Source organism: Robertmurraya massiliosenegalensis JC6 (assembly GCF_000311725.1).
In the GTDB taxonomy this organism is placed as follows: domain Bacteria; phylum Bacillota; class Bacilli; order Bacillales; family Cytobacillaceae; genus Robertmurraya; species Robertmurraya massiliosenegalensis.
Window position 1 is genome coordinate 258270 of sequence record NZ_HE978512.1, and the last position, 19907, is coordinate 278176.

Annotated in this window: 25 protein-coding genes; all 25 read right to left on the reverse strand. The window is 33.1% G+C overall.

From position 1 onward, the window contains the following. Positions 1–20: 20 nt before the first annotated feature. The 25 genes from BMSHG_RS29255 to BMSHG_RS07625 all read right to left on the reverse strand — a co-directional run bounded on the left by BMSHG_RS29255 (position 21) and on the right by BMSHG_RS07625 (position 19758). Positions 21–830: a CatB-related O-acetyltransferase gene (locus BMSHG_RS29255; RefSeq protein WP_019153824.1), complete on the reverse strand. Its 810-nt coding sequence runs from the start codon at positions 828–830 to the stop codon at positions 21–23. A gap of 83 nt (positions 831–913) precedes the next feature. Continuing rightward, positions 914–2230 (reverse strand): Rossmann-fold NAD(P)-binding domain-containing protein, encoded by a 1317-nt coding sequence (locus BMSHG_RS25895; protein WP_019153825.1) that lies wholly within the window; start codon positions 2228–2230, stop codon positions 914–916. An 11-nt stretch (positions 2231–2241) separates the two neighbouring features. Further along, positions 2242–2634 carry an HAD family hydrolase gene (locus tag BMSHG_RS07520; protein WP_019153826.1) on the reverse strand — a complete coding sequence of 131 codons (393 nt, stop codon included), beginning with the start codon at positions 2632–2634 and terminating at the stop codon, positions 2242–2244. Next, positions 2627–3211: an SIS domain-containing protein gene (locus BMSHG_RS07525; RefSeq protein WP_019153827.1), complete on the reverse strand. Its 585-nt coding sequence runs from the start codon at positions 3209–3211 to the stop codon at positions 2627–2629. The genes BMSHG_RS07520 and BMSHG_RS07525 overlap by 8 nt, the downstream gene beginning before the upstream one ends. Next, positions 3208–4707, reverse strand: a complete 1500-nt coding sequence (locus BMSHG_RS07530; RefSeq protein ID WP_019153828.1) for an NTP transferase domain-containing protein — start codon at positions 4705–4707, stop codon at positions 3208–3210. Before BMSHG_RS07530 ends, BMSHG_RS07525 begins: the two co-directional genes overlap by 4 nt. 14 nt (positions 4708–4721) lie before the next feature. Beyond that, a complete protein-coding gene (locus tag BMSHG_RS07535; protein ID WP_019153829.1) occupies positions 4722–5240 on the reverse strand; it encodes a hypothetical protein in 519 nt (172 codons plus the stop codon). A gap of 94 nt (positions 5241–5334) precedes the next feature. Further along, positions 5335–6363, reverse strand: coding sequence for a 6-hydroxymethylpterin diphosphokinase MptE-like protein (locus tag BMSHG_RS07540; RefSeq protein WP_019153830.1), 1029 nt, complete (start codon positions 6361–6363; stop codon positions 5335–5337). 269 nt (positions 6364–6632) lie between these two features. Next, positions 6633–7043, reverse strand: coding sequence for a cytidylyltransferase domain-containing protein (locus tag BMSHG_RS28860; RefSeq protein ID WP_019153832.1), 411 nt, complete (start codon positions 7041–7043; stop codon positions 6633–6635). A 42-nt stretch (positions 7044–7085) separates the two neighbouring features. After that, entirely contained in the window at positions 7086–7742 is a 657-nt protein-coding gene (locus BMSHG_RS27050) for a class I SAM-dependent methyltransferase (protein ID WP_019153833.1), read from the reverse strand. Continuing rightward, on the reverse strand, positions 7742–8032 hold the full coding sequence (locus tag BMSHG_RS27055) for an HAD hydrolase family protein (RefSeq protein WP_051030915.1): 291 nt from the start codon (positions 8030–8032) through the stop codon (positions 7742–7744). Before BMSHG_RS27055 ends, BMSHG_RS27050 begins: the two co-directional genes overlap by 1 nt. A gap of 71 nt (positions 8033–8103) precedes the next feature. Continuing rightward, complete coding sequence (locus tag BMSHG_RS29260) at positions 8104–8226, reverse strand: hypothetical protein (RefSeq protein ID WP_262362259.1); 123 nt, start codon at positions 8224–8226, stop codon at positions 8104–8106. A gap of 11 nt (positions 8227–8237) precedes the next feature. After that, complete coding sequence (gene kdsA / locus BMSHG_RS07560; protein ID WP_019153834.1) at positions 8238–9059, reverse strand: 3-deoxy-8-phosphooctulonate synthase; 822 nt, start codon at positions 9057–9059, stop codon at positions 8238–8240. A 94-nt stretch (positions 9060–9153) separates the two neighbouring features. Continuing rightward, a complete protein-coding gene (gene pseB, locus BMSHG_RS07565) occupies positions 9154–10122 on the reverse strand; it encodes a UDP-N-acetylglucosamine 4,6-dehydratase (inverting) (protein ID WP_019153835.1) in 969 nt (322 codons plus the stop codon). 68 nt (positions 10123–10190) lie between these two features. After that, positions 10191–11555: a motility associated factor glycosyltransferase family protein gene (locus tag BMSHG_RS07570; protein ID WP_019153836.1), complete on the reverse strand. Its 1365-nt coding sequence runs from the start codon at positions 11553–11555 to the stop codon at positions 10191–10193. Next, the gene (locus BMSHG_RS07575) at positions 11552–11914 is read right to left on the reverse strand and encodes a hypothetical protein (RefSeq protein ID WP_019153837.1); all 363 of its coding nucleotides are present in this window, start codon (positions 11912–11914) and stop codon (positions 11552–11554) included. Before BMSHG_RS07575 ends, BMSHG_RS07570 begins: the two co-directional genes overlap by 4 nt. Beyond that, entirely contained in the window at positions 11911–13656 is a 1746-nt protein-coding gene (locus BMSHG_RS07580; RefSeq protein ID WP_019153838.1) for a motility associated factor glycosyltransferase family protein, read from the reverse strand. Before BMSHG_RS07580 ends, BMSHG_RS07575 begins: the two co-directional genes overlap by 4 nt. Positions 13657–13770: 114 nt before the next feature. After that, positions 13771–14583, reverse strand: coding sequence for a flagellin N-terminal helical domain-containing protein (locus tag BMSHG_RS07585; RefSeq protein ID WP_019153839.1), 813 nt, complete (start codon positions 14581–14583; stop codon positions 13771–13773). 126 nt (positions 14584–14709) lie between these two features. Continuing rightward, positions 14710–14931 (reverse strand): carbon storage regulator CsrA, encoded by a 222-nt coding sequence (gene csrA, locus BMSHG_RS07590; protein WP_019153840.1) that lies wholly within the window; start codon positions 14929–14931, stop codon positions 14710–14712. Beyond that, the gene (gene fliW / locus BMSHG_RS07595; protein ID WP_019153841.1) at positions 14931–15368 is read right to left on the reverse strand and encodes a flagellar assembly protein FliW; all 438 of its coding nucleotides are present in this window, start codon (positions 15366–15368) and stop codon (positions 14931–14933) included. Before fliW ends, csrA begins: the two co-directional genes overlap by 1 nt. Before the next feature lie 23 nt (positions 15369–15391). Then, a complete protein-coding gene (locus BMSHG_RS07600) occupies positions 15392–15946 on the reverse strand; it encodes a DUF6470 family protein (RefSeq protein ID WP_019153842.1) in 555 nt (184 codons plus the stop codon). 65 nt (positions 15947–16011) lie between these two features. Continuing rightward, positions 16012–16890 carry a flagellar hook-associated protein FlgL gene (gene flgL / locus BMSHG_RS07605; RefSeq protein WP_019153843.1) on the reverse strand — a complete coding sequence of 293 codons (879 nt, stop codon included), beginning with the start codon at positions 16888–16890 and terminating at the stop codon, positions 16012–16014. Positions 16891–16902: 12 nt separating this feature from the next. Then, positions 16903–18423, reverse strand: coding sequence for a flagellar hook-associated protein FlgK (flgK, locus tag BMSHG_RS07610; RefSeq protein WP_019153844.1), 1521 nt, complete (start codon positions 18421–18423; stop codon positions 16903–16905). A gap of 15 nt (positions 18424–18438) precedes the next feature. Beyond that, the gene (locus tag BMSHG_RS07615; protein WP_019153845.1) at positions 18439–18921 is read right to left on the reverse strand and encodes a flagellar protein FlgN; all 483 of its coding nucleotides are present in this window, start codon (positions 18919–18921) and stop codon (positions 18439–18441) included. A 23-nt stretch (positions 18922–18944) separates the two neighbouring features. Next, positions 18945–19208, reverse strand: a complete 264-nt coding sequence (gene flgM, locus BMSHG_RS07620) for a flagellar biosynthesis anti-sigma factor FlgM (protein ID WP_019153846.1) — start codon at positions 19206–19208, stop codon at positions 18945–18947. A gap of 142 nt (positions 19209–19350) precedes the next feature. Next, a complete protein-coding gene (locus BMSHG_RS07625; protein ID WP_019153847.1) occupies positions 19351–19758 on the reverse strand; it encodes a TIGR03826 family flagellar region protein in 408 nt (135 codons plus the stop codon). Positions 19759–19907: the final 149 nt, after the last annotated feature.

The window sequence follows — 19907 nt, forward strand, 5'->3', positions numbered from 1 at the left end:
CATTATATATACCCAAAACCCTATTCCGGTGGAGAATGAACTTTTATAAATTCTTCTGGGGTATAGAATAATTCAATATTTTCTTTTATTTTCTCATCATCCCAATCCCACGGTTTAATTTTGAGTAATGCCTCTATAATGTTAGCTGTGTAACGGAATCGAATCACTCTCGCTGGTACCCCACCCACTATGGCATACGGAGGTACATCTTTTGTAACAACAGCACCAGCAGCAACTACTGCTCCGTCTCCAATTGTAATCCCATTCATGATAGACGCATTCGCACCAATCCAAACATCGTTTCCTATTAATAGTCTATCAGCTTCCAGCTTAGAGATGACTTTCTCATTATCTTCTTCCAAAATCCCTCTACTTTTCTCAAATAGAAATGGATGAGTGGATATAAATTCCAATGGGTGCGGATAGAGACCAATTGATGCAGAACTATTGATCGAGCAATACTTTCCAACTTCCCTAACTATTTTTTCTGAATTACCATTATTAAAATTTAATCCATAAGTTTTAGCACCAACATGTACCGTCTTCATAAACGGAGTAATAATCTTAATATTATTCGGAAGAGATAATTTTCTTATAATTTCCTCATAAAAAGAAGATGCGATAATAATTAAATCAATATTACTGTAATTCACTTCTCTAAAATCTTTCACTTCTTTTCCGCAAAATAATTTATTGGGAGAATGATCATCGATAAAAAAATCTATTTTATCCTGCTGCGGTCCTAACTCTTTCAAAATACGATAGGCACCACTACCAGTTCCATATATAGTTATTACTTTATAATTTAAGGTTTCTTCAAATAAGTCCATTCTTTAACCTCGAAATACTAATCTTCCAATTCAAAATTAAATGTACAAATTACACCATATTATTCTCCTAGAATAAATGAATTTTACTGTATTTCAAAGTTATTCATAACACTAATAACTAATTCATCTGTTGTATCAAAACAATGTACAATTTCGATTAAATTTTCTTGCTCATACAATTCATGTTTCATTCCAAAAAGTTCATCTAATCTAGATAAACCTGAATAATGATCTGGATAAACGATAATCTTTTTACATGTACTATTAGCTATAATATCACAAAAACCACTTCTATAAGCTATCACATATCCTGCCTTTTCAGTAACAGCAACGGCTTCTCTAAAATCAAAGTAGAGTGGAATAGTCCCATCAATTGGTCCTTCTTCTTTTGAACCACAATTAGTACACACTATATAATTTTCGTTTTTTAATTTTTTTGCAAGATTCGCCCAGAACTCCCATTTTATTTGAGGAATACTATTTGCATATGGAGCTAGTATAACCGTTTTTCCTTCTATTAATCCATTTTCTTTAAACAGTTCATTTACATATTCTTCTTTTCTCAAATTTGTTGGTTTAACAAATTTACTTTCTTCATCGAGACCCAACAAACCAAGTTTAATATCATCTATAAAATTGAGCCCTTTATAACCATCTAAATACTGATAAAGTTCTAAATGAGAGAAATAAGGATTGATTACCTTTATTTTTTCAGGTAAAAAGTGAGCCAATTGAGCTAATTTATCGCTATCATCCCATGAAAGAACTTCTATATTTTCAATATTGAATAGTTTTGCAGTTTTTTCACACGATTTTCCTATGACAGTTAAGACAAATTTTGTTTCAAATCCTTTATTAACCTTTTCAATATAACTTTTAAGATACGAACAAATAATATAAATATCACCGTTTGGTCTAACCGGAGACATAATGACTAGAGCATCACCATATTTTTTTTGTAAATTTTCATATATATCAAAACCTTGAAGGACTCTCTCTTCAGCATAGTTTACAGAATCTAGGGATAAATCAAAGTTCATATTTTCGTTCATATCCAAGACTCGGAGAATATGTTTATCCTCCAGATACCCCATTCTTTCAAGCTGTAATTTCATTTCTTCATAATATTTCGAGCTAATAAGAATAATTGTATCGTCCTTAAATTTTCTTAAAATATCCTCTGGAGAATCGATTTTAATATCCATGAAATTTTTCCCATGAAGAAGTACGTTATTATCTATAACCGAGTCTACTGTGATTCCCATCTTATTAAAATAATTTATCATGATAGTTCCAGGTGCATTTGCCCCGAAAATAACAATTTTTTTGTTCTCTAGTACTCTCGTATTTAATAAGTTATTCAAATTCTCAAATAGTTTCGCTAACAGTTCTCCTTTCACCCATTTTCCTCCTATAGATCACGATTTACAATAAATTTTGTTTCACAAAATTTATCCCTGAGAGTATTAATAGCGTGGGCTGTTAACAAACCAGAGGGCTTTTTATCATTAATAAGGATTCTCTCACCGTAGGGAACATCATATATAATTTGATTAAAACGAATCCCTTGGCTATCTAGAAATTCCTCTGTAACCTCTTTATATTTTTCACTTCTAGATGTTACAAAAATAATGTTGTCCTCATCAGATAAATTTTGAAAGAACTCCTTTGCACCTGATAATAATGTATCTTTTCCATCTATTTTATAACCATTGTGTTTGACAATGGTACCATCAATATCCATAATCCATGTTTTACTCAAAGTTGATACATTTAGAGTATTAAACTCATCATTGTTACTCATTTTTTAACATCTCTCCAATATAACCACCTGGATGATTCATTTTAAAATCCTCAAGCTTTATATTTTTCTTTTTAGCTATCTGCATGGCAACTGCCTGCAAAACGATTAAATTTAATGTTGTCGAATTATTTGGCATCACATTCCACAAATCACCTTCGTGTTCCAGATGAATAACTAATTTATTTTCTATTTCATTTGTTAATGTACTATTGTCCCTAAAAGTTATTAACCATGGATTTATGTTCCTTTTCGTTAATAATCTCGATAGATAGATAGACTCTTCTGTTTCTCCACTCTTTGTCAGGATTATAACTAGGTCACCTTCTTTAACAACACCCAAATCTCCGTGAATAGCCGAATTAGTATGAAGAAAGCAAGCATCCAACCCAAGTGATACCATTGTTCCGACAAATTTATCACAAATCGGAACATTTTTACCTAAGCCTGAGACAATTATTTTATTGTTTCTATTTAAGGTATCTACACTATCATTCACAAGCTTTAGAAATACCTTTTCATCAATTTGTTCAATTGAATAATTTATAACACTTATTAAATGTTTGAAATAATCAATCACAGCACTTCCTCCAAATGATAGATCCCGTTATAAAATGCTCCACAAATAGCATCAAAATCTTCCCATGCGTAGGTTGTCAATGAAAGCCAAATAACTGCATGAATTATCTTGATTTGTTCTTGAGAAACATCATCTCTTAGTAGATCAAAAAACAAATCTTCTAATTCTTCCCAGCCATTTGATTTTATTTCTAAGCTTACATTACCTTCTTTCATTTCCAGCCTAAAATTTTTAAGATTAAATTGATCATAGTTCCCAACAAGAGAGTAGTATAACTTCGCCCAATCATATGCTGGATCTCCATAGTATTTTGTCTTTCCAAAGTAGCCCCGAGGATCTATTAATACAGGCGTCAAATCTTCCTTTAATATCATATTCGAAAAAGTACAATCACCGTGTAGTACCTTGAAACTTTCTACATGCAATTTATTTAATTTTGCTTCTAGTTCTTTTTGATAAAAATAAATATTTCTACAATCTCTACCATTTACTCTAATTATTTTTTGATCTGCAAATGGAATCATATCCCTTACGACCGAAAGTCTTTTGAATGTCTTACTAATATAGGCATCCTTCACACTAAAATAATCGGTCTCACACGTACCCTTTTGATGAAGTAATCTGAGATTATCAATTATATTTTTTAAGATTTCCCTTTTTTCAAATAGACTCAATTCTTTATATTCATATACATTACTTCCAATAATTCGTTCCATTACGAATGGTTCGTAGCTGTGAATTTCAGGAACTTTATCATAACCAATTTCATTTACAAAGCGATACCAGTCTTTTTCTTTTTGAGCTAACTGCCTTCCCTGCTCATTAATACCTGTTTTCATAATACGTCCATCTTCTACTAACAACCTATTAAAAGGTCGACATTTTTGAACTTCCAATTTATTATATTCTGAAATAAGACCATATTCTTTTGATTTATTCAAAGGTAATTCTCTAAATTGCAGTTTTTTCTTTTGTAGCCATCGAACAAATTCTCCCTCCTCAGGAATATCATCTAAGCCACTCTTATCCAAAAAAGTAAATAAACCTGCTACACCAAACTCCTTAGAAGATTCTTCCACAAACTCATTACTTTCGTATTTCCAACGACATTGAAAATCCTTCGATATTCCAATAAACTGCCCTTCCTTCGGCAGAGTGAAATCCTCAGAAAGTACTAAGTCTGACCATATCAGCATGAAGTTCTTATTATCAGGTATATAATCTAATGCTGTTCTTATACCTGCAAGTGTGCCTTTTTTCCCTTCGGTATCTATAAGCAAATAATTTACTTTCGCGAAGGCTTTTAAATACTCTCTAAGCACATCAAATTTATAGTCACCAATTATAATAAATTTCTTGTCAGGAAATTTATTAAAGAGATGAAAAAGCATTGGTAAATTATTTATAGGTACTAAACACTTTGGTTTATTCTTTGTCAAATAATCCATTCTAGTACCTTTACCACCCGCTTGAACGATAATATAATCACATGACACGAATTTCATCTCCCTTACAAGTTCAAAAATAGGTCAGTAAACTTGTCATTACCTGTATAAGTTATTGGATCTTCCTTGATAAACTTACGGTTTTGCAAAATACCTATACTTATAATTTCCTCTAAAGTAATTCCTTTTTTATCTACTAAATTCTTAGCAGTTCGTCCTTTTAACTCATCTAACGATGCAATTATTAACTTGTCTGTGAACATATACAAGTTATAGAAATTCATAAGTTTCTCTATATTCTCCCTTGAAAGGTTAATGCATTGCGTCGGTTTATTTATAAATAGTGAATATGACTTCATTATATTCTTATCAAATGTTACTAAATAGATTTTCTCAACATTCTTGACTTCAGCAAATTGATTTAAGTATAGTAATGTATAATAATTTACTTCTTTATCATCTGAAGGCATAAGAATAACATAATCATTTACACCAAAGTTTACATTTTTCATGAGTTCAATCCAAAGATTTCTACCTTCGTATGCAAAATTCAGTTTTTCTTGTAACACTGTTTTCAATTCCATATAACATCATCTCCCAACTAAGAAACCATTTAATGCTATCTGATGGATCTTTAAAAATTGCACACTATTTCTTATTAATCTGTAGTTAAATACTCTATTTAATAATTTCCTCAAGTTTTATGCGTGGAAATATATCGAGTTCAGTACTTCTAGAACAATTTGCTACTTTTATATTCTTTTCCTTTAGTACCCTTAGGGCCTTGCTATAGCCTGCATATATTTTCTGAACATTAGGTGAGTAAAATTGTTCACCCTTTTCTCTATATTTAGGATGAAAATGTTCAGCTTTCCCTTCATATTCTAGAATTTTAAATCCTCCATACACTAAGTCTTCCTTAGACTTGTTATATGAAAAATCTAGACCTAGGAAGTAAATTTCTTCAAAACCCATGTATACAGCCATTTGTATCATTAAATACATCACAGTTGAACCTTCTGAATAATAGTAGGATAGCTCTTCTGAAAATATTTGGTTCTCAACCTCAAGCTCTCTAGATTCTATTGGTTCTATCCAATGGACATTTTGGCTTTTGAGTTGAGTTTTATCTAAAATTTGTTCAATTCTACTAGAAAAAAATATGGGTTCTTCCATAGAATATAGGGCTTCTATAGTACTTTTCGCCATTAAATCATCCAATAAAAAATAATATGTTGGGCGCCATTCTGTATTTTCATAGGATAAGAATATTTTATTAGCTGCAAAGGTAAATTCATTTTTTAAAAGATCTAGATCTCCAATTGTTAAACTCGGTCCATTACCAATTAGAAATACTCTTTCACCTTTATGTTTATCTTTCAGTTCGTTCTTAAATCTATTTGAATATTCGAGATTATTTAATCCATATTGAAAATGTATATATTCCTGAAAACCCATTCCTATTAATTGTTTTCTAATTTCCGGAAAATACATACTTGATATAAAAATATATACTTCGCCTTTAGAAAAACTTTCTAAATAAGCAGGAGACTTCACTGGGGAACCCATAAATTCTGATCCCCACTTGGTTTTATCATTATCTAGATAAAAGTCTACTTTTATTTCTTTATTTAAATTAACAAACTGCCCCGCTGCTTCTCCTGTTCCAAAAACAAAAATAGTCTTATCCTTTAAATTCAGACCCATATCGCGCTACACCTACTCCATCTTATCTATTTCAATAATTTGTAATTCACTAGAGCTTCCGCAAATTCGAAATTTTCATAGGTATCTATATCAATACTTTCTAAATCTGTAACCTCTACTAAAAATGGCTTATCCCCTATTCTTCTAAAGGACTTTGTAAACACATTCTTGTTAAAGATATAAAATCCACTGGTCTCTATATACATTGGATCTAAATCTTGGGTACGTGGTATGTTTTTTAAGTTGTAGTTAAACGGTTTACCCTCTACTCATAAGAAATCTTGAATTTTCTTAACTGAGAGTGCAGAATCATAGCCATTTTGGATGACATTTTCTAAACCTCTTTCAATACTCTCTTTGCTAATAAATGGTGATGTAGCATGGGCTAAAATATAGATATCCGCTTGAACCTCATCAATGAATGATTTCAAAATATCATTTGAAGTTGTAGTAGGAGAATCTAACCTCGTCGAACGCTCTAAGAAACATACTTCAGGTAATAAATACTCTTTAATTGAAGTATCGCTACAAAAAATATATATTTCATCAAGTAGTTGGACCTTTTTTAATGTTTCTTGTATATACTTTATTAAAGGACGACCGTTCTTAAATACTTTCGTATTCTTATTTGGCAATCTTTCATTATTGGTCTTAATTGGGACTAATGCAACTACCTTCAAAATGCTCACCTTCACCATATTCATTTTCTATTACTTTAACTTTTAATTCCAATTCAACTCATAGATTTGACCATTGAATGGTGTATCTCTTGTATTGGGTTTCCATTCTAATTTTTCTGGAAGATATGGTGTTATTGCTTGGATATCACCACAATCATATGAGAGAACAGACGAAACATCGATAGTCCTCTTCTTTAAAATAACACTGATATTGTACCCATACTGTTTAATACTAGCATGTCTACAATCAAACCCAGCTAATATTAAGTTATAAAGTAATAATCCCGCGTTCCACAGGGTAACATGTCCACCAACAATATCGTGTTTTAAAGGTGGGACAGTTATTGCTACAATACCACCTTCTTTTAGTACTGAATTAATCTTTTTCAAGAAAATGTTAACATTTAACTGGTGTTCTAAAACATGACAACACCAAACACAATCATATTGCTCATCAAAATTATGTTGATTAAAGTCTGCAATAATTGGGGTAATTTTCTTTTTGTTCTTTTTAAAATATACTGATTCCCCATAGTCTAAAGCTGTTACTTTTTTTCCAACTTCCATAAAGTAATCACTGTGAAGGCCCTCTCCACATCCAATATCTAACACTGACTCAAACTCATACTTATCCACTAAGTGGTTTATTGCCTCATTACCAAATACAGTAGAATCTAATTTCCTCCTAGTTACCACCATCAATCATTCTCCTCAAAATTTATTATCTTCTCTTTTATACAAAATTGAATAATATCCCGCACTGCACCTTTACCACCATCATAAATGGATACATATTTTGCTATATTTTTTAACTCTTGTAGACCATCGGCTACTGTAAAAGAATATTTAGCGATTTTCATTATTTCTAAATCATTCAGATCATCACCGACAACTGCAATATCCTCATCACCTAGTTTTAGCTTTTTTCTTAATTCAGTATAAACCTCAACTTTATTCGCTACATTTTGAAAAACATAATCAATGTCCAATTCTACAGCTCTATTGTTAACTATTTCAGACTGACGCCCTGTAATAAATGCTGTTTTGACTCCTGTTTCCCTTAATAATCGCTATAACCATCTTTAACGTTGAAAGATTTAAACACTTCACCTTTTTCTCCTAAATTAATTGACCCGTCTGTTAACGTTCCATCAACATCCATAATAAATAGCTTTATTCCCATTTTAATTCGATTCACACCTTTTTGACAATAAAATCTATTTCTTGCAAGACTTTCAAAAGTTCTTCTATCTCCGTTGTCTTAACCATGTTTGGCCCATCTGATAATGCATTATCTGGATCAGGATGTGTCTCTAAAAACAAACCATCTATGCCTACCGCAACCGCAGCTCGAGATAGATGTGCTACATTTTCTCTGTTTCCTCCTGTTGATGTACCATTTCCTCCAGGCTTTTGGACACTATGTGTACCATCAAATATCACAGGTTTCCCGAACTTTTTCATTTCTACAATTCCTGACATATCAACGATTAAGTTATTATAGCCAAAAGTTGTACCTCTCTCACACAACATTACATTGTTATTTCCAAATTTTTCGAACTTGTCGACCACATTTACCATCTCATTAGGCGATAAAAACTGCCCCTTTTTCACATTAATAACTTTACCTGTTTTAGCTGCCGCTTCTAGTAAATCAGTTTGCCTACATAGGAATGCTGGAATTTGTAAAATATCAACAACTTGTCCTACTTCATCAGCATGCTCATGTAAATGTATATCAGTAAGGACCGGGACTTCGAATTCTCGTTTAACTTTATTCAATATTCTCAGACCTTCATTTATTCCTAAACCCCTAAATGAAGATACCGAAGACCTATTTGCTTTATCAAATGACGACTTAAAAACAAGCTTAATTCCTAGTTTGTTAGTAATTTCCTTTAATTGACCTGCAATATCCATTACCAATTTTTCCGATTCAATTACACACGGACCAGCTATTAGAAAAAATGGAAGATTATCTCCAGTTTCAAAGTCCCCTATTGCTAATTTATTCATAATTAGTTTCCTCTCGTCAAAATACTATTCGTTCCCTAAATGTTTCAATAGGAAAATAAAATACTATATTTTTATCGTTCTCAATAGGTCGTTCTTAAAACTCCTCAACAATTTCTCTCAATTCTTCAACAGTCAACCATTGTTCATTTGTTAAACTATTGTATTCAAAGTCTTCTGGTATGGAACGTCCTTTTGAAACTTCTTCAGACCACCATGAAAACTCTGGTGCAATTACATAATAATCATCAAATTCTATCGTATGACGTGAATCATCCACTGTAATCATCGTTTCATGGAGTTTTTCACCAGGTCGAATACCAACGATTTTAATGTCACATTCTGGAGCAATTGCTTTTGCCAAATCTAGGATTTTCATGCTTGGAATTTTAGGTACAAATAGTTCCCCACCCCGCATACGTTTAAGATTATCTATAACAAATTGTACGCCTTGATCTAAGGTAATCCAAAAACGGGTCATACGTTCGTCAGTAACAGGTAGTACGCCTGTTTCTCTTATCTTCTTAAAAAAAGGCACTACACTGCCCCTACTACCGACGACATTTCCGTAACGAACAACCGAAAATTTCGTATGTTTTTCACCTACATAGGCATTTGCCGCAATAAATAATTTATCCGAAGCTAATTTCGTTGCTCCATACAGATTTACGGGTGCAGCTGCCTTATCAGTCGATAATGCAATTACCTTGTCTACACCTTTATCAATTGCTGCTTCTATAATGTTTTGCGCACCATGAATATTTGTTTTCACTGCCTCAAATGGGTTGTATTCACAAGCATCAACGTGCTTCATTGCTGCAGCGTGAATGACAATATCTACTCCTTCAAATGCACGATATAAACGGTCCTTGTCACGAACATCCCCAATAAAGAAACGAATCCTTTCATCGTTGAAGACTTGTTTCATTTCATATTGTTTCAATTCATCCCGACTGAAAATAATGACCTTTTTCACATTTGATTGCAGTACGGTATTGACAAACTTTCTGCCGAATGATCCTGTACCACCAGTAACGAGTACCGTTTTATTTTTAAATTGATCCATGCGATTACTCCTTCTTCTTTTGCCTCATACTATCTTATTACATATATCGACATTTTTTTGAGTGTTTATTACAAATTTTTCTTTCCAATACTGGTAATTATGTCATCGAAAAGGGTTATCTTTTCCATATTATTTGTTTCTTGGATAATATCTTCGGCAGCCACATAAGGTGCTCCCGTTATTTTTGCTCCTTGATAAGCTGTATTTTTATAAGCCACCATAGGGGTTTCTTTTATCTTTTTTTCAATCCACTTTCTATATAAATTAAGGTTATTCTTTGTTTTTACCACTGTCCCGTCATTTGCAATGACTTCGATAAGGTTTAAATCTGTTACAATTTTACTTTTAGAATTCGAACCTTCCGCGTGACTTTGCATATTCGGCATTGCCAGATCTTGACCAAAGAACACTATTTCAGTGAACCCCATTCTTATCAATAAATCTAGACCCGTTGTAGCTACAGAACCACCTGTTTCGACAAGAGACAAATTTCTGCTTCTCACATACTTTTCTGAAAGTAAATACCCATTTTGAAAAGCAATCACTTTTAACCCTTTATGAGCCTCAACCGCTCTCGAATTAGCTGTAGGCAAAAAAACTAAAGGTCCCATCCAATTCAACCCGCTTAATTGGTCGAATAAAGCATCCTGAGGATCCGTCACAATAACAGCATTAGGAATTACACCACTATTTAACAATACTCGTAAAGCAGAACCTACAGAGAAAATAAAATACCTATCTTTTAACTGTTTTAAATATCCTATATTGTCTTCCAATGAAGGCCCAGCTGATACTAATACGGCTTTTAGACCGCTAAACTTCTCAATAAAGACATCAAAATCCAAATCGTATTGCTTAATATTATGTTGGAAGTTCTCCTTCATCCTTTGAGAAAATCGCTCATATGTTATCTTTTTCATTTTAATATCTTGTAATAACTCTTTGAGAGGATGGTCTTTTGATAAAGCATTTAACCATGCTCCTGGAATGATTAATTTACTTGTACTATCATCGTAAGAATGAATATATTCATGAAGATTTTGATGCGTAATAAATTTTATATTCGATCGCGATAACAACTTCCTTAAGTCGATTCTGTCTAAAGCCATTCTTAACATATTCATGTCTGATTCAACAATATAGATTGGCTTGTCAGGCTCCAATGCAATAAGGGCTAAAGCATGATAGCCAAGCCCAAATCCGAATAAATAATATTCTTTTACGTTATCTTCGATTTGTGATTCAATAAACTTTTTTGCATCCTTTATTGGGTCATACTTACTGTAAATATAGTGGCCATTTACTTTTAGCGTATATGCCCCGATTTTCGAAATTTCTAGAGTGCTCTCTGACTCAACTAGACTCGATTGCTTAACCAAAGTGTCTAGACACAGATGTCTTCCCGCTTGTAGATTTTCCTCCCAAAACTTCACTCTTCATCATCCTTGATTTCATTAAAACTCTTCTTTGCTGCCTCCTCAAAGAAAGGTTGAATTTCATATTCAAACATATCCGCAACAACAATAAAATCCTGTATTTCTAAGCCATCATTGATTTCTTCCAAAAATTCATGGATTTGACTGGTATCAATATCAATAAAATAATTTTGCTCTTGCATTAAAGAAATGACCTGAGAGATCCAACCTACACCTTCTGTAAATTGGATGATCATTCCTAAAGATTCTCCTATTCTGTCCTCACGTAAAGCATCGGAAATCTCTTGAGAGCCATTTGATACGTTATTTATATATTCATAAAAAGACTGTTGTGTTTCGAAAATAATATTTGTCATACTATCTCTCTTTCCATCATTTTTATTTTTGTCTCTATCTTCTCTTTTAATTCTATAAAATAGGCTTTAGATTCCTCGGCAGACTTTTCTAATCTACTATATAAATCAAACGATCTTGAGTAAACTCTATTATATGTTTCTTCACTCGTTTCATTTTCTTTTGGAAGATAATCATTAAAAATATCTAACAAAATAGGCTTTGTTATAAATGATACCATTCCTTTACCATACAACGGCTTTAATTCCCTATCTACCAGATCAAGTTGCTTAATTACTCTGGGTTCAAATGCTGTTTTTAAGGAATTTCGCTTAAGTGCTTTTTGTCCTTTTTGGAGCAACTGTTTTACTCGATTATGAGTTTTTATTTCTTGATTGACTCTTTCCAAAAATCCATTCCAATCCTCTAAAGACCTATTGGTAAAACTGGATAAATTACTTAATCGTTCTTTTTTTCGATCACTCACAAATCTTCCAACAAAGTCATCAAAAGTTATTTGCTGATATCCCCGTAATTTTATACCACCTTCAGTTGCGTTAAAAACTCTTTCTTTATCATCTAATTTTTCAATATATTCCTCAAAGTTTTTTTTCATGGATAAAAATCCATAATCTGTCCATACAATCTCACCATTATAGCCTTCTGCTCGTACCATATTCCTTTGTTTTTTATAATCATCATCTATTTTTTTGAAATTTTTGTTAGCTTCAGCGTGAGTCTGATCGTTTGTATATGCCAAGTCTTGACCAATTAGCACAATTGGACCAGTTGTCAATTTATATGAAATATCAAGTGCTGAATTGGCCACTGATGGACGAGGAGGCAAAACAGTCATTTTTCTATCCAACATATATTCAGCATAAGGCTGAATTTCAAAGTCGACCTCATTTAGAAATGAAATAGAACGTTTATTAAAATGGTCAAGTATTAAATGGTGATGTGACAAAGAATAAATAATTTCACTATCATTTAAAAAAACGGATTTAAAATGGTCATAATTCGCAATTCCACCATCAATAGTAATAACTAGGTCTGGCTCAATATTATTTTTCAATAATGTATTAACAGTGGAACCTGCTGCAACTAATATTATCTTATCTTTAATTTTTTTCAATAATGGTAATTGTTTTGTCAAAGACGGACCACCTGCCGCAACAACCAAAGGGGTATTAATACAGTTAAAAAATTCTTTCAATGAGACATCATTAAAAGCATAAAATAAATTTAAAGTGTAGTTTTTCTGCCAATCCGAGGCGTAACGATTAATGGTGTTTACGTTAACTTGGTTTATCTTTACTTCTTCATCCACAATTTTGAGGATATCTTTATAATATTCTGGTAAGAATTTTTCATAGTTTGAAGCAGAGCATATGATAACTCTATTTCTATAACTATTGACAATTTTTGAAAATAAAATTCGAAATTTCGAAATTTCATCCCCAACTAAAATTAACGTTCGCTTATGATTTTTATCGCTATCCAATAACACCTCTTTTGCTATTTCTTCTATTGGTTCTATAACAACAACAAATTCATTTTCACTAATTTTTTCTTGAATTGCACGAGTTAAATAACCAGCACCATGCCCAAAAATAATATGAACATGATTTTTATTAAAATATTTATCTGCTACTTTTTCTGCTTCTTTTATCGGATCATATTTGCTATGCAGATAGTAATCGTTAACTTTGTATATTGGATATCCAGATCTTGATACTTCTTTAATAACTTTATATTTATTCATAATTACACCTCTACACTATATTTCGACAAAATTATATAATTATGAATAAAAAAATAAAAAAACCAGATCCGAATCTCAGACCTGATTTTTTTATTTTTTTATTTTTTTATTTTTTTATTGAAGTAACTGTAGTACACCTTGTGGTTGTTGATTAGCTTGAGCAAGCATTGACTGGGCAGCTTGCATTAAGATGTTATTCTTAGTGAAGCCCATCATTTCTTTAGCCATATCTACGTCACGAATACGAGATTCAGCAGCTGTTAAGTTTTCAGATGTAGCACCTAAATTGTTGATAGTATGCTCTAAACGATTTTGAACAGCACCTAGTTTTGAACGTTGTGTTGAAACAGTCTCGATTGCTGTATTGATTGTATCAATAGCTGAATTTGCACCAGATTGCGTCTCAAGGTCTAGGCCATCTACACCTAAAGTAGATGCGTCCATGTTGCTAATTGATAGAGTGATAGACTGTCCACTGTTCGCACCGATGTGGAATGTTTTATCAGAGAAATCGCCATCTAAAAGTTTTTGTGTATTGAACTCAGTATTCTCCGCAATACGTGTAATTTCAGATGCTAAAGCATCGATCTCACTTTTAATCGCTGTACGGTCAGCAGTTACGTTTGTATCGTTTGATGCTTGAACAGCAAGTTCACGCATACGTTGAAGGATTGCATGTGTTTCAGTTAATGCGCCTTCAGCTGTTTGTACTAAAGAAATTGAGTCCTGAGCATTTTTAGATGCCATTTCAAGCCCACGAATTTGTCCGCGCATTTTTTCAGAGATTGCTAGACCAGCTGCATCGTCTCCAGCACGGTTGATACGGTAACCAGAAGATAATTTTTCTAAGTTTTTACCAGCTTGAGTATTGTTGAAGCCTAATTGACGGTGCGTATTTAACGCAGAAATATTGTGTTGAATTCTCATTATGAGATTCCTCCTTGAATTTTTAATAGTCTACATCCTTGTAGAATCGAGCTTGGAACGATCGGCCGTACCGTTCCCTACCCTCATAACATATATCGACATAAGATTAAAATGTTAAAGAGTTTTTCAATTATTTTTTTTAATAAATTTAATTAGACTCTTATCAGTGGATACTGCACTTTGATTCTCTTGCTGTATTGATGTATAAATTTCTTTTCTATGCACATCAATTGATTTTGGAGCATTAATGCCTATTTTTACTTGATCCCCGTCAATTGATAGAATCGATATTTCAATTTGATCACCCACAATAATCGATTCTTTTATTTTCCTTGATAAAACAAGCATTAGAATTCCCCCTTAGATAAATCAATAGGATATCTAAGAGAAAACTTTTCGTCATGAAGAATAATTTGCTTTCCGATTTTGCTTTGCAAATTCATTAGTAATGGTGCTTTTAAATTTAATGTAGATTCACGAAATGGCTCTTTTATGGAAACAATTGAGTAGACAATAACGTCTTCTTCTTTTTTTACATTTAAGAACTCTTTATCTTCATCTGAAATAACAAAAGAATAATCTTTATTAAATACAAATGGAAATCCAAGTATAAAACCAACTTGCTCTTTCGTCACAGACTGTAATATACGAAACGGGGATTCATCCTCCAAAGGTAGTAAAACGAATCTTTTTTCCCCCTCAAAACCCGGGATTCCATTTGGAAAGTTAATAATCTCTTCTACTTTGATTTCTATCTCATCTAAAAATTTTGTTTGAATCTTCATCAATAACATCCTTTACTCTTGTTTTATTGGACGACATCAACTTCTATAGAAGGATATTGAATCATATAACCAGAAACTTTTCCTGGTTGATAACTATGAATTGGCTTATTGGCATAATTATTTATAATCGGCTTTTTCGTTTCAACGCGAATATTTGTTTGTTCAGGATGGTAGTTTATTTTTACAGCATTAACGGAGGGAACAAATTTAATACTATAAGATTTATATTCACGCATTCCTTTCCCCTTTGCTAGAGAAGGTATCACACTACCTCTATTTTCAATCCGCATCAATTTCTCCCCCTCACTTGAGCGTCGTGCGATTCCTTGCAGAAGCTCTTGTTTCCCTTTTTGAGCAAACTGTTGAGTTGATGCAAGAGGACCAATCAAATTTAAATCTCGCCATGCCCTCGATTGATCGATCGTTAATTTCGCCGGACTCATGTTTATATTAAGAATTGCATCAGGTTGCTCTATATGCAATTCTGCTTGTGGTTGCTGTATATATTGCTGCGGTTTTTCTATATTTAAACCAAGTTGCGCTTTCGTTGTCTCAATTTGAATTTGCGGGAGCCTCATTTTTCCCTCCTATTTTTTGAAGGATTTTAAAAAAACTATCTTTTTATCAAAGATAGTTTTTTATATTATCTTAAAAAGTCCATCAGAGTTGGTTGAATGATACGCGATCCTACACTTAATGCCGCTCTATGAATACTTTCTTGTGTAATAAGATCCGTTATCGTTTTTTCGTAATCTATATCTTCATTCTCTGATAGTTGCTTTGTGACAATTACTTCTTGCGTATCTAAGCGATTCTCCATCATTTCCGCTCGATTTTGTCTAGCACCAATATCTGCTCGTGCAGTTAAAATTTGATTCATTTGTCCGTCAAGCTGTGTTAAGTATTTGTTAAAATCAGCACCACTTAACGTATTATCACTTAGATCAGAAGAGATATCACTTAGAATTTGATTCATATTTTCGAACAGTGCCTTTCCCTTTGTGTTCACTTGGAGTTCAACACCATTATAAACTTCGATTTTTATACCAGTTTCATTCGTATCAGGATTAGGAGTACCGTCAGAATCAAAAAGTGGGGTATTCGTTTTTGTCCCACTAAAAATGTATTTGTCCCCGACTTTTGTATTACCTAGACTTTGTATATGCTCTTGCAGCTGTTCAATCTCACTTTTGAGTTTTTCACGATCGTCCGGTGTTAATGAGTCTGACGACGCTTGAACCATAAGTTCTTGTATCCGTTGAATTGTTGAACCCACTTTATCTAATGCATCATCCGAGCTATCTAACCAACTATATACTTCTCCAATATTACGCTGATACTGCGTAACTTGATCCAAATTAGTACGATAGGTAATGCCCTTCATGGCAATTACTGGGTTATCAGATGGTTTATTTATTTTTTTACCCGTTGTCAATTGTTCTTGATACTTCCCTAGTTGTTCATAACTGCTTGTTAAATTTCTAAGCATATTGTTAGAAAGCATTGATTGAGTAACTCTCACGTCCTACACCTCCTATAATCCTACTCTTCCCATCCCATTTATAACTTTATCTAAAATTTCATCTACTGCTGTAAGACTTCTAGCTGCTGCATTATAGGCATGCTGGAATCTTATCATATTCGTCATTTCTTCATCTAACGAAACAGAACTTACAGATGCTTTTCTCTCTTCGACAGCTAGCTGTAATGTTGCAGAATTAAAGGCCATTCTCTGTGCTTCTTGACCATTTACACCCATTTGACCAATTACACCCTCAAAATATGTTTGGAAAGAAGCACCTCCTAAATCAGCAAGTTCTTTAAACTTCACATCCGCTAACGCAAGAGCATTTTTTCCATTCCCTTCTTCACCCGGAACAGATGTGGCGGCTATCAAACTTGGATTATCTATAATTGCTTGATTTACCTTAATTGTTCCTGCTGATGTAATCTCAGAGAAAAACTCTGGGTCACCATGCTGAGCATTGAAAGCCTCTGCATATGCCTTTGCCAACTTATCAATCTCAGAAATCATCTCTGGATATACGCCCTTATTATCACCATAACCAAACGAATGCATAATTGCTCTGATTTTCCCATTTGCCATCTTTTCAGGTGCAATGGTTGGGGTCGGTGGATTGGGACCACTTTCATTCCCATTTTCATCCACTTGAACAAATGTAAACCCTGTAATTGGACCTGTTGGTTTCAATTTTTCATTCATGGTAGATGCTGTTGCATTTGAAGGACTTACCCTAAATTCAAGATTCTTGTTCCCGCTAACTAATTGAATTTTCCCACCGTTCCCATCAGAAATTGAAATAGTGGCTATCCCGTCTGCTATCGGCAGTGTATTTCCACCTGATTTTGTGTATTGCACATCAAATTTAATATATTGAGAGAGTTCATCTAGTAAAAGATCACGCTTATCATATAAGTCATTAGGTAAATACCCATTTGGTTCAACAGTTGAAATCTGCTGGTTCAGCTCTGCAATTTGCGATAAAATTGAATTAACACTTTGCAAAGATATACTCATCTCATTTCCTAAATTATCCTGAATTTTAGAAAGGGATTCATGAATATAATTAAAAGAATCTGCAACTGCAACTGCTCTTTGTACCACCACTGCCCGAGCACCATCGTTTTCTGGATTTACACTTAAATCTTGAAGGGAACTCCAAAATTGATCCATCGATTTAGATAGTCCATACTCGCTAGGCTCATTTAAGAAATCTTCCATTTGTGAAATCGCTTGTGAACGGGATTCCCAATAACCTAATTTATTACTTTCATCACGGTATTGAGAATCTATGAATGCATCTCTTATTCTTGTAACTGAACCTGCTTCTACTCCTGTCCCCATTTGTCCAGGTATCTTAGGACTATTTAATCCTACTGAAGGAAATGGAGTCGTTGCTGTAAAATTCACACTTTGTCTAGAGTAACCTAAAGTATTTGCATTCGCAATATTATGACCAGTTGTATATAAAGCACTTTGTTGAGTAGCTAAAGCTCTACGGGCTGTTTCCAGCCCAAAAAAAGTTGAACTCATAAGATTTTCCTCCAATTATGCTTTTGAGTTAAAAAATCTGTCTATTTTCACATTTGTTTTTATATTCCCTTTAGGGGGACTATAATTTATAGATTCAGGCTGAGGGGTAAATAGATTTAGAGTGACATTTACAAAGTGCAACGATTGTTGAATGAGTTGTTGATTTAAATGATTTTGTTCCTTTAACTCTTTTAGTACATTATTTAAGTTATTAGCAACTTCCGTCAGCCGCTGTTTCTCGGTACCATCCATTACCTCTATACAGTCTTTTATAGTAGGTGAATCTAAATTCGGAAATAGTGCACTCGTTGATTTTTCCCGCTCTTCTTCTATTTTGCGAATCGCTGCTATATGCTTTTGTTCCTCCTTTAAGACTAGCTCAAGAGGTTCAATGTCACTTTTTTTTATAATATCTGTCTTTTTCACAGCAATTCCCAAAAGACTTTTATGCAATTTTAAAAGTTGTTCCATTAATTTAAACAATCTTTCAGCAGACATTTCTACCCCTCAATTCTTTCAACTTAAATCTTATAAAAGTTGTACAAACTTTGAGCGACTTCCCTCGTATCAACTTTATAGTTCCCATTTTCTAATTGGACTTTTAACTTTTCAACCTTTTCCTGTCGCTCGACAGAATAACTTGTTACTTGTCGCATCTCTTTTGCAGTAGATGAAATTTCAACTTTATCTATAGTAGGTTTCGAAGTCTTACTCATGTTTTCTAATTTATTCATTTGTCTTTTATATGGATTGATACCTGATGTTCCTAAATTATTTATTTTCATCATATACCCTCACTTTCGATACCGATCATATTCTTACTTTTATTATCGGCTCAACTAAGCTAATTATTTACTAGAAATTTTAAAAAGAAGCATTAATTTATAATTAACATTAAAAAACCGCATGCATTCAGCACACGGCTCTTTATCTGGTGAAATATGTTTTATGTTTATCTTGATTTTCTATTTCCTTTTTGCGCTCTTCTTCTTTCTTGAACATCTCAAGTTCTTTTTTTAGCGTATCAGCACAAGGATTACAAAGCTTCCCTTTTTGGATAATCTTTCCACATTTGTCACAAGGATAGCCTAGATTCGGAAATTGGGCTAGCTTTAAACGACCGGTTTTCACAAATTTTAAAATGAGTTCTTCCTCGACACCTGTCGCCTCTTCTACCTGCAGCATGGTTGCCATACGATTCTCACGTTTTCGAATAAACTGATAAACCGTTTCGTACGCTTCTTCTTCTTCCTTCCAGCACTTCTGGCAAAGATCACGAAATTTATTTTTCACAAAAATAGCATCGCATTTTGGACAGTTTGATAATTGATCCATTTTTTAGATCCCCCTAAAGAATGCTTCTCTTTAAAATCATTATAGCGTGAAGGGGGAAGGATGAATATGAAAATTTAGAGACAATTGATGGAAGATGCAATCCAAACGCTTTTGACAGCACCTGTGATAGCTTTATGCTAGCGTTATTC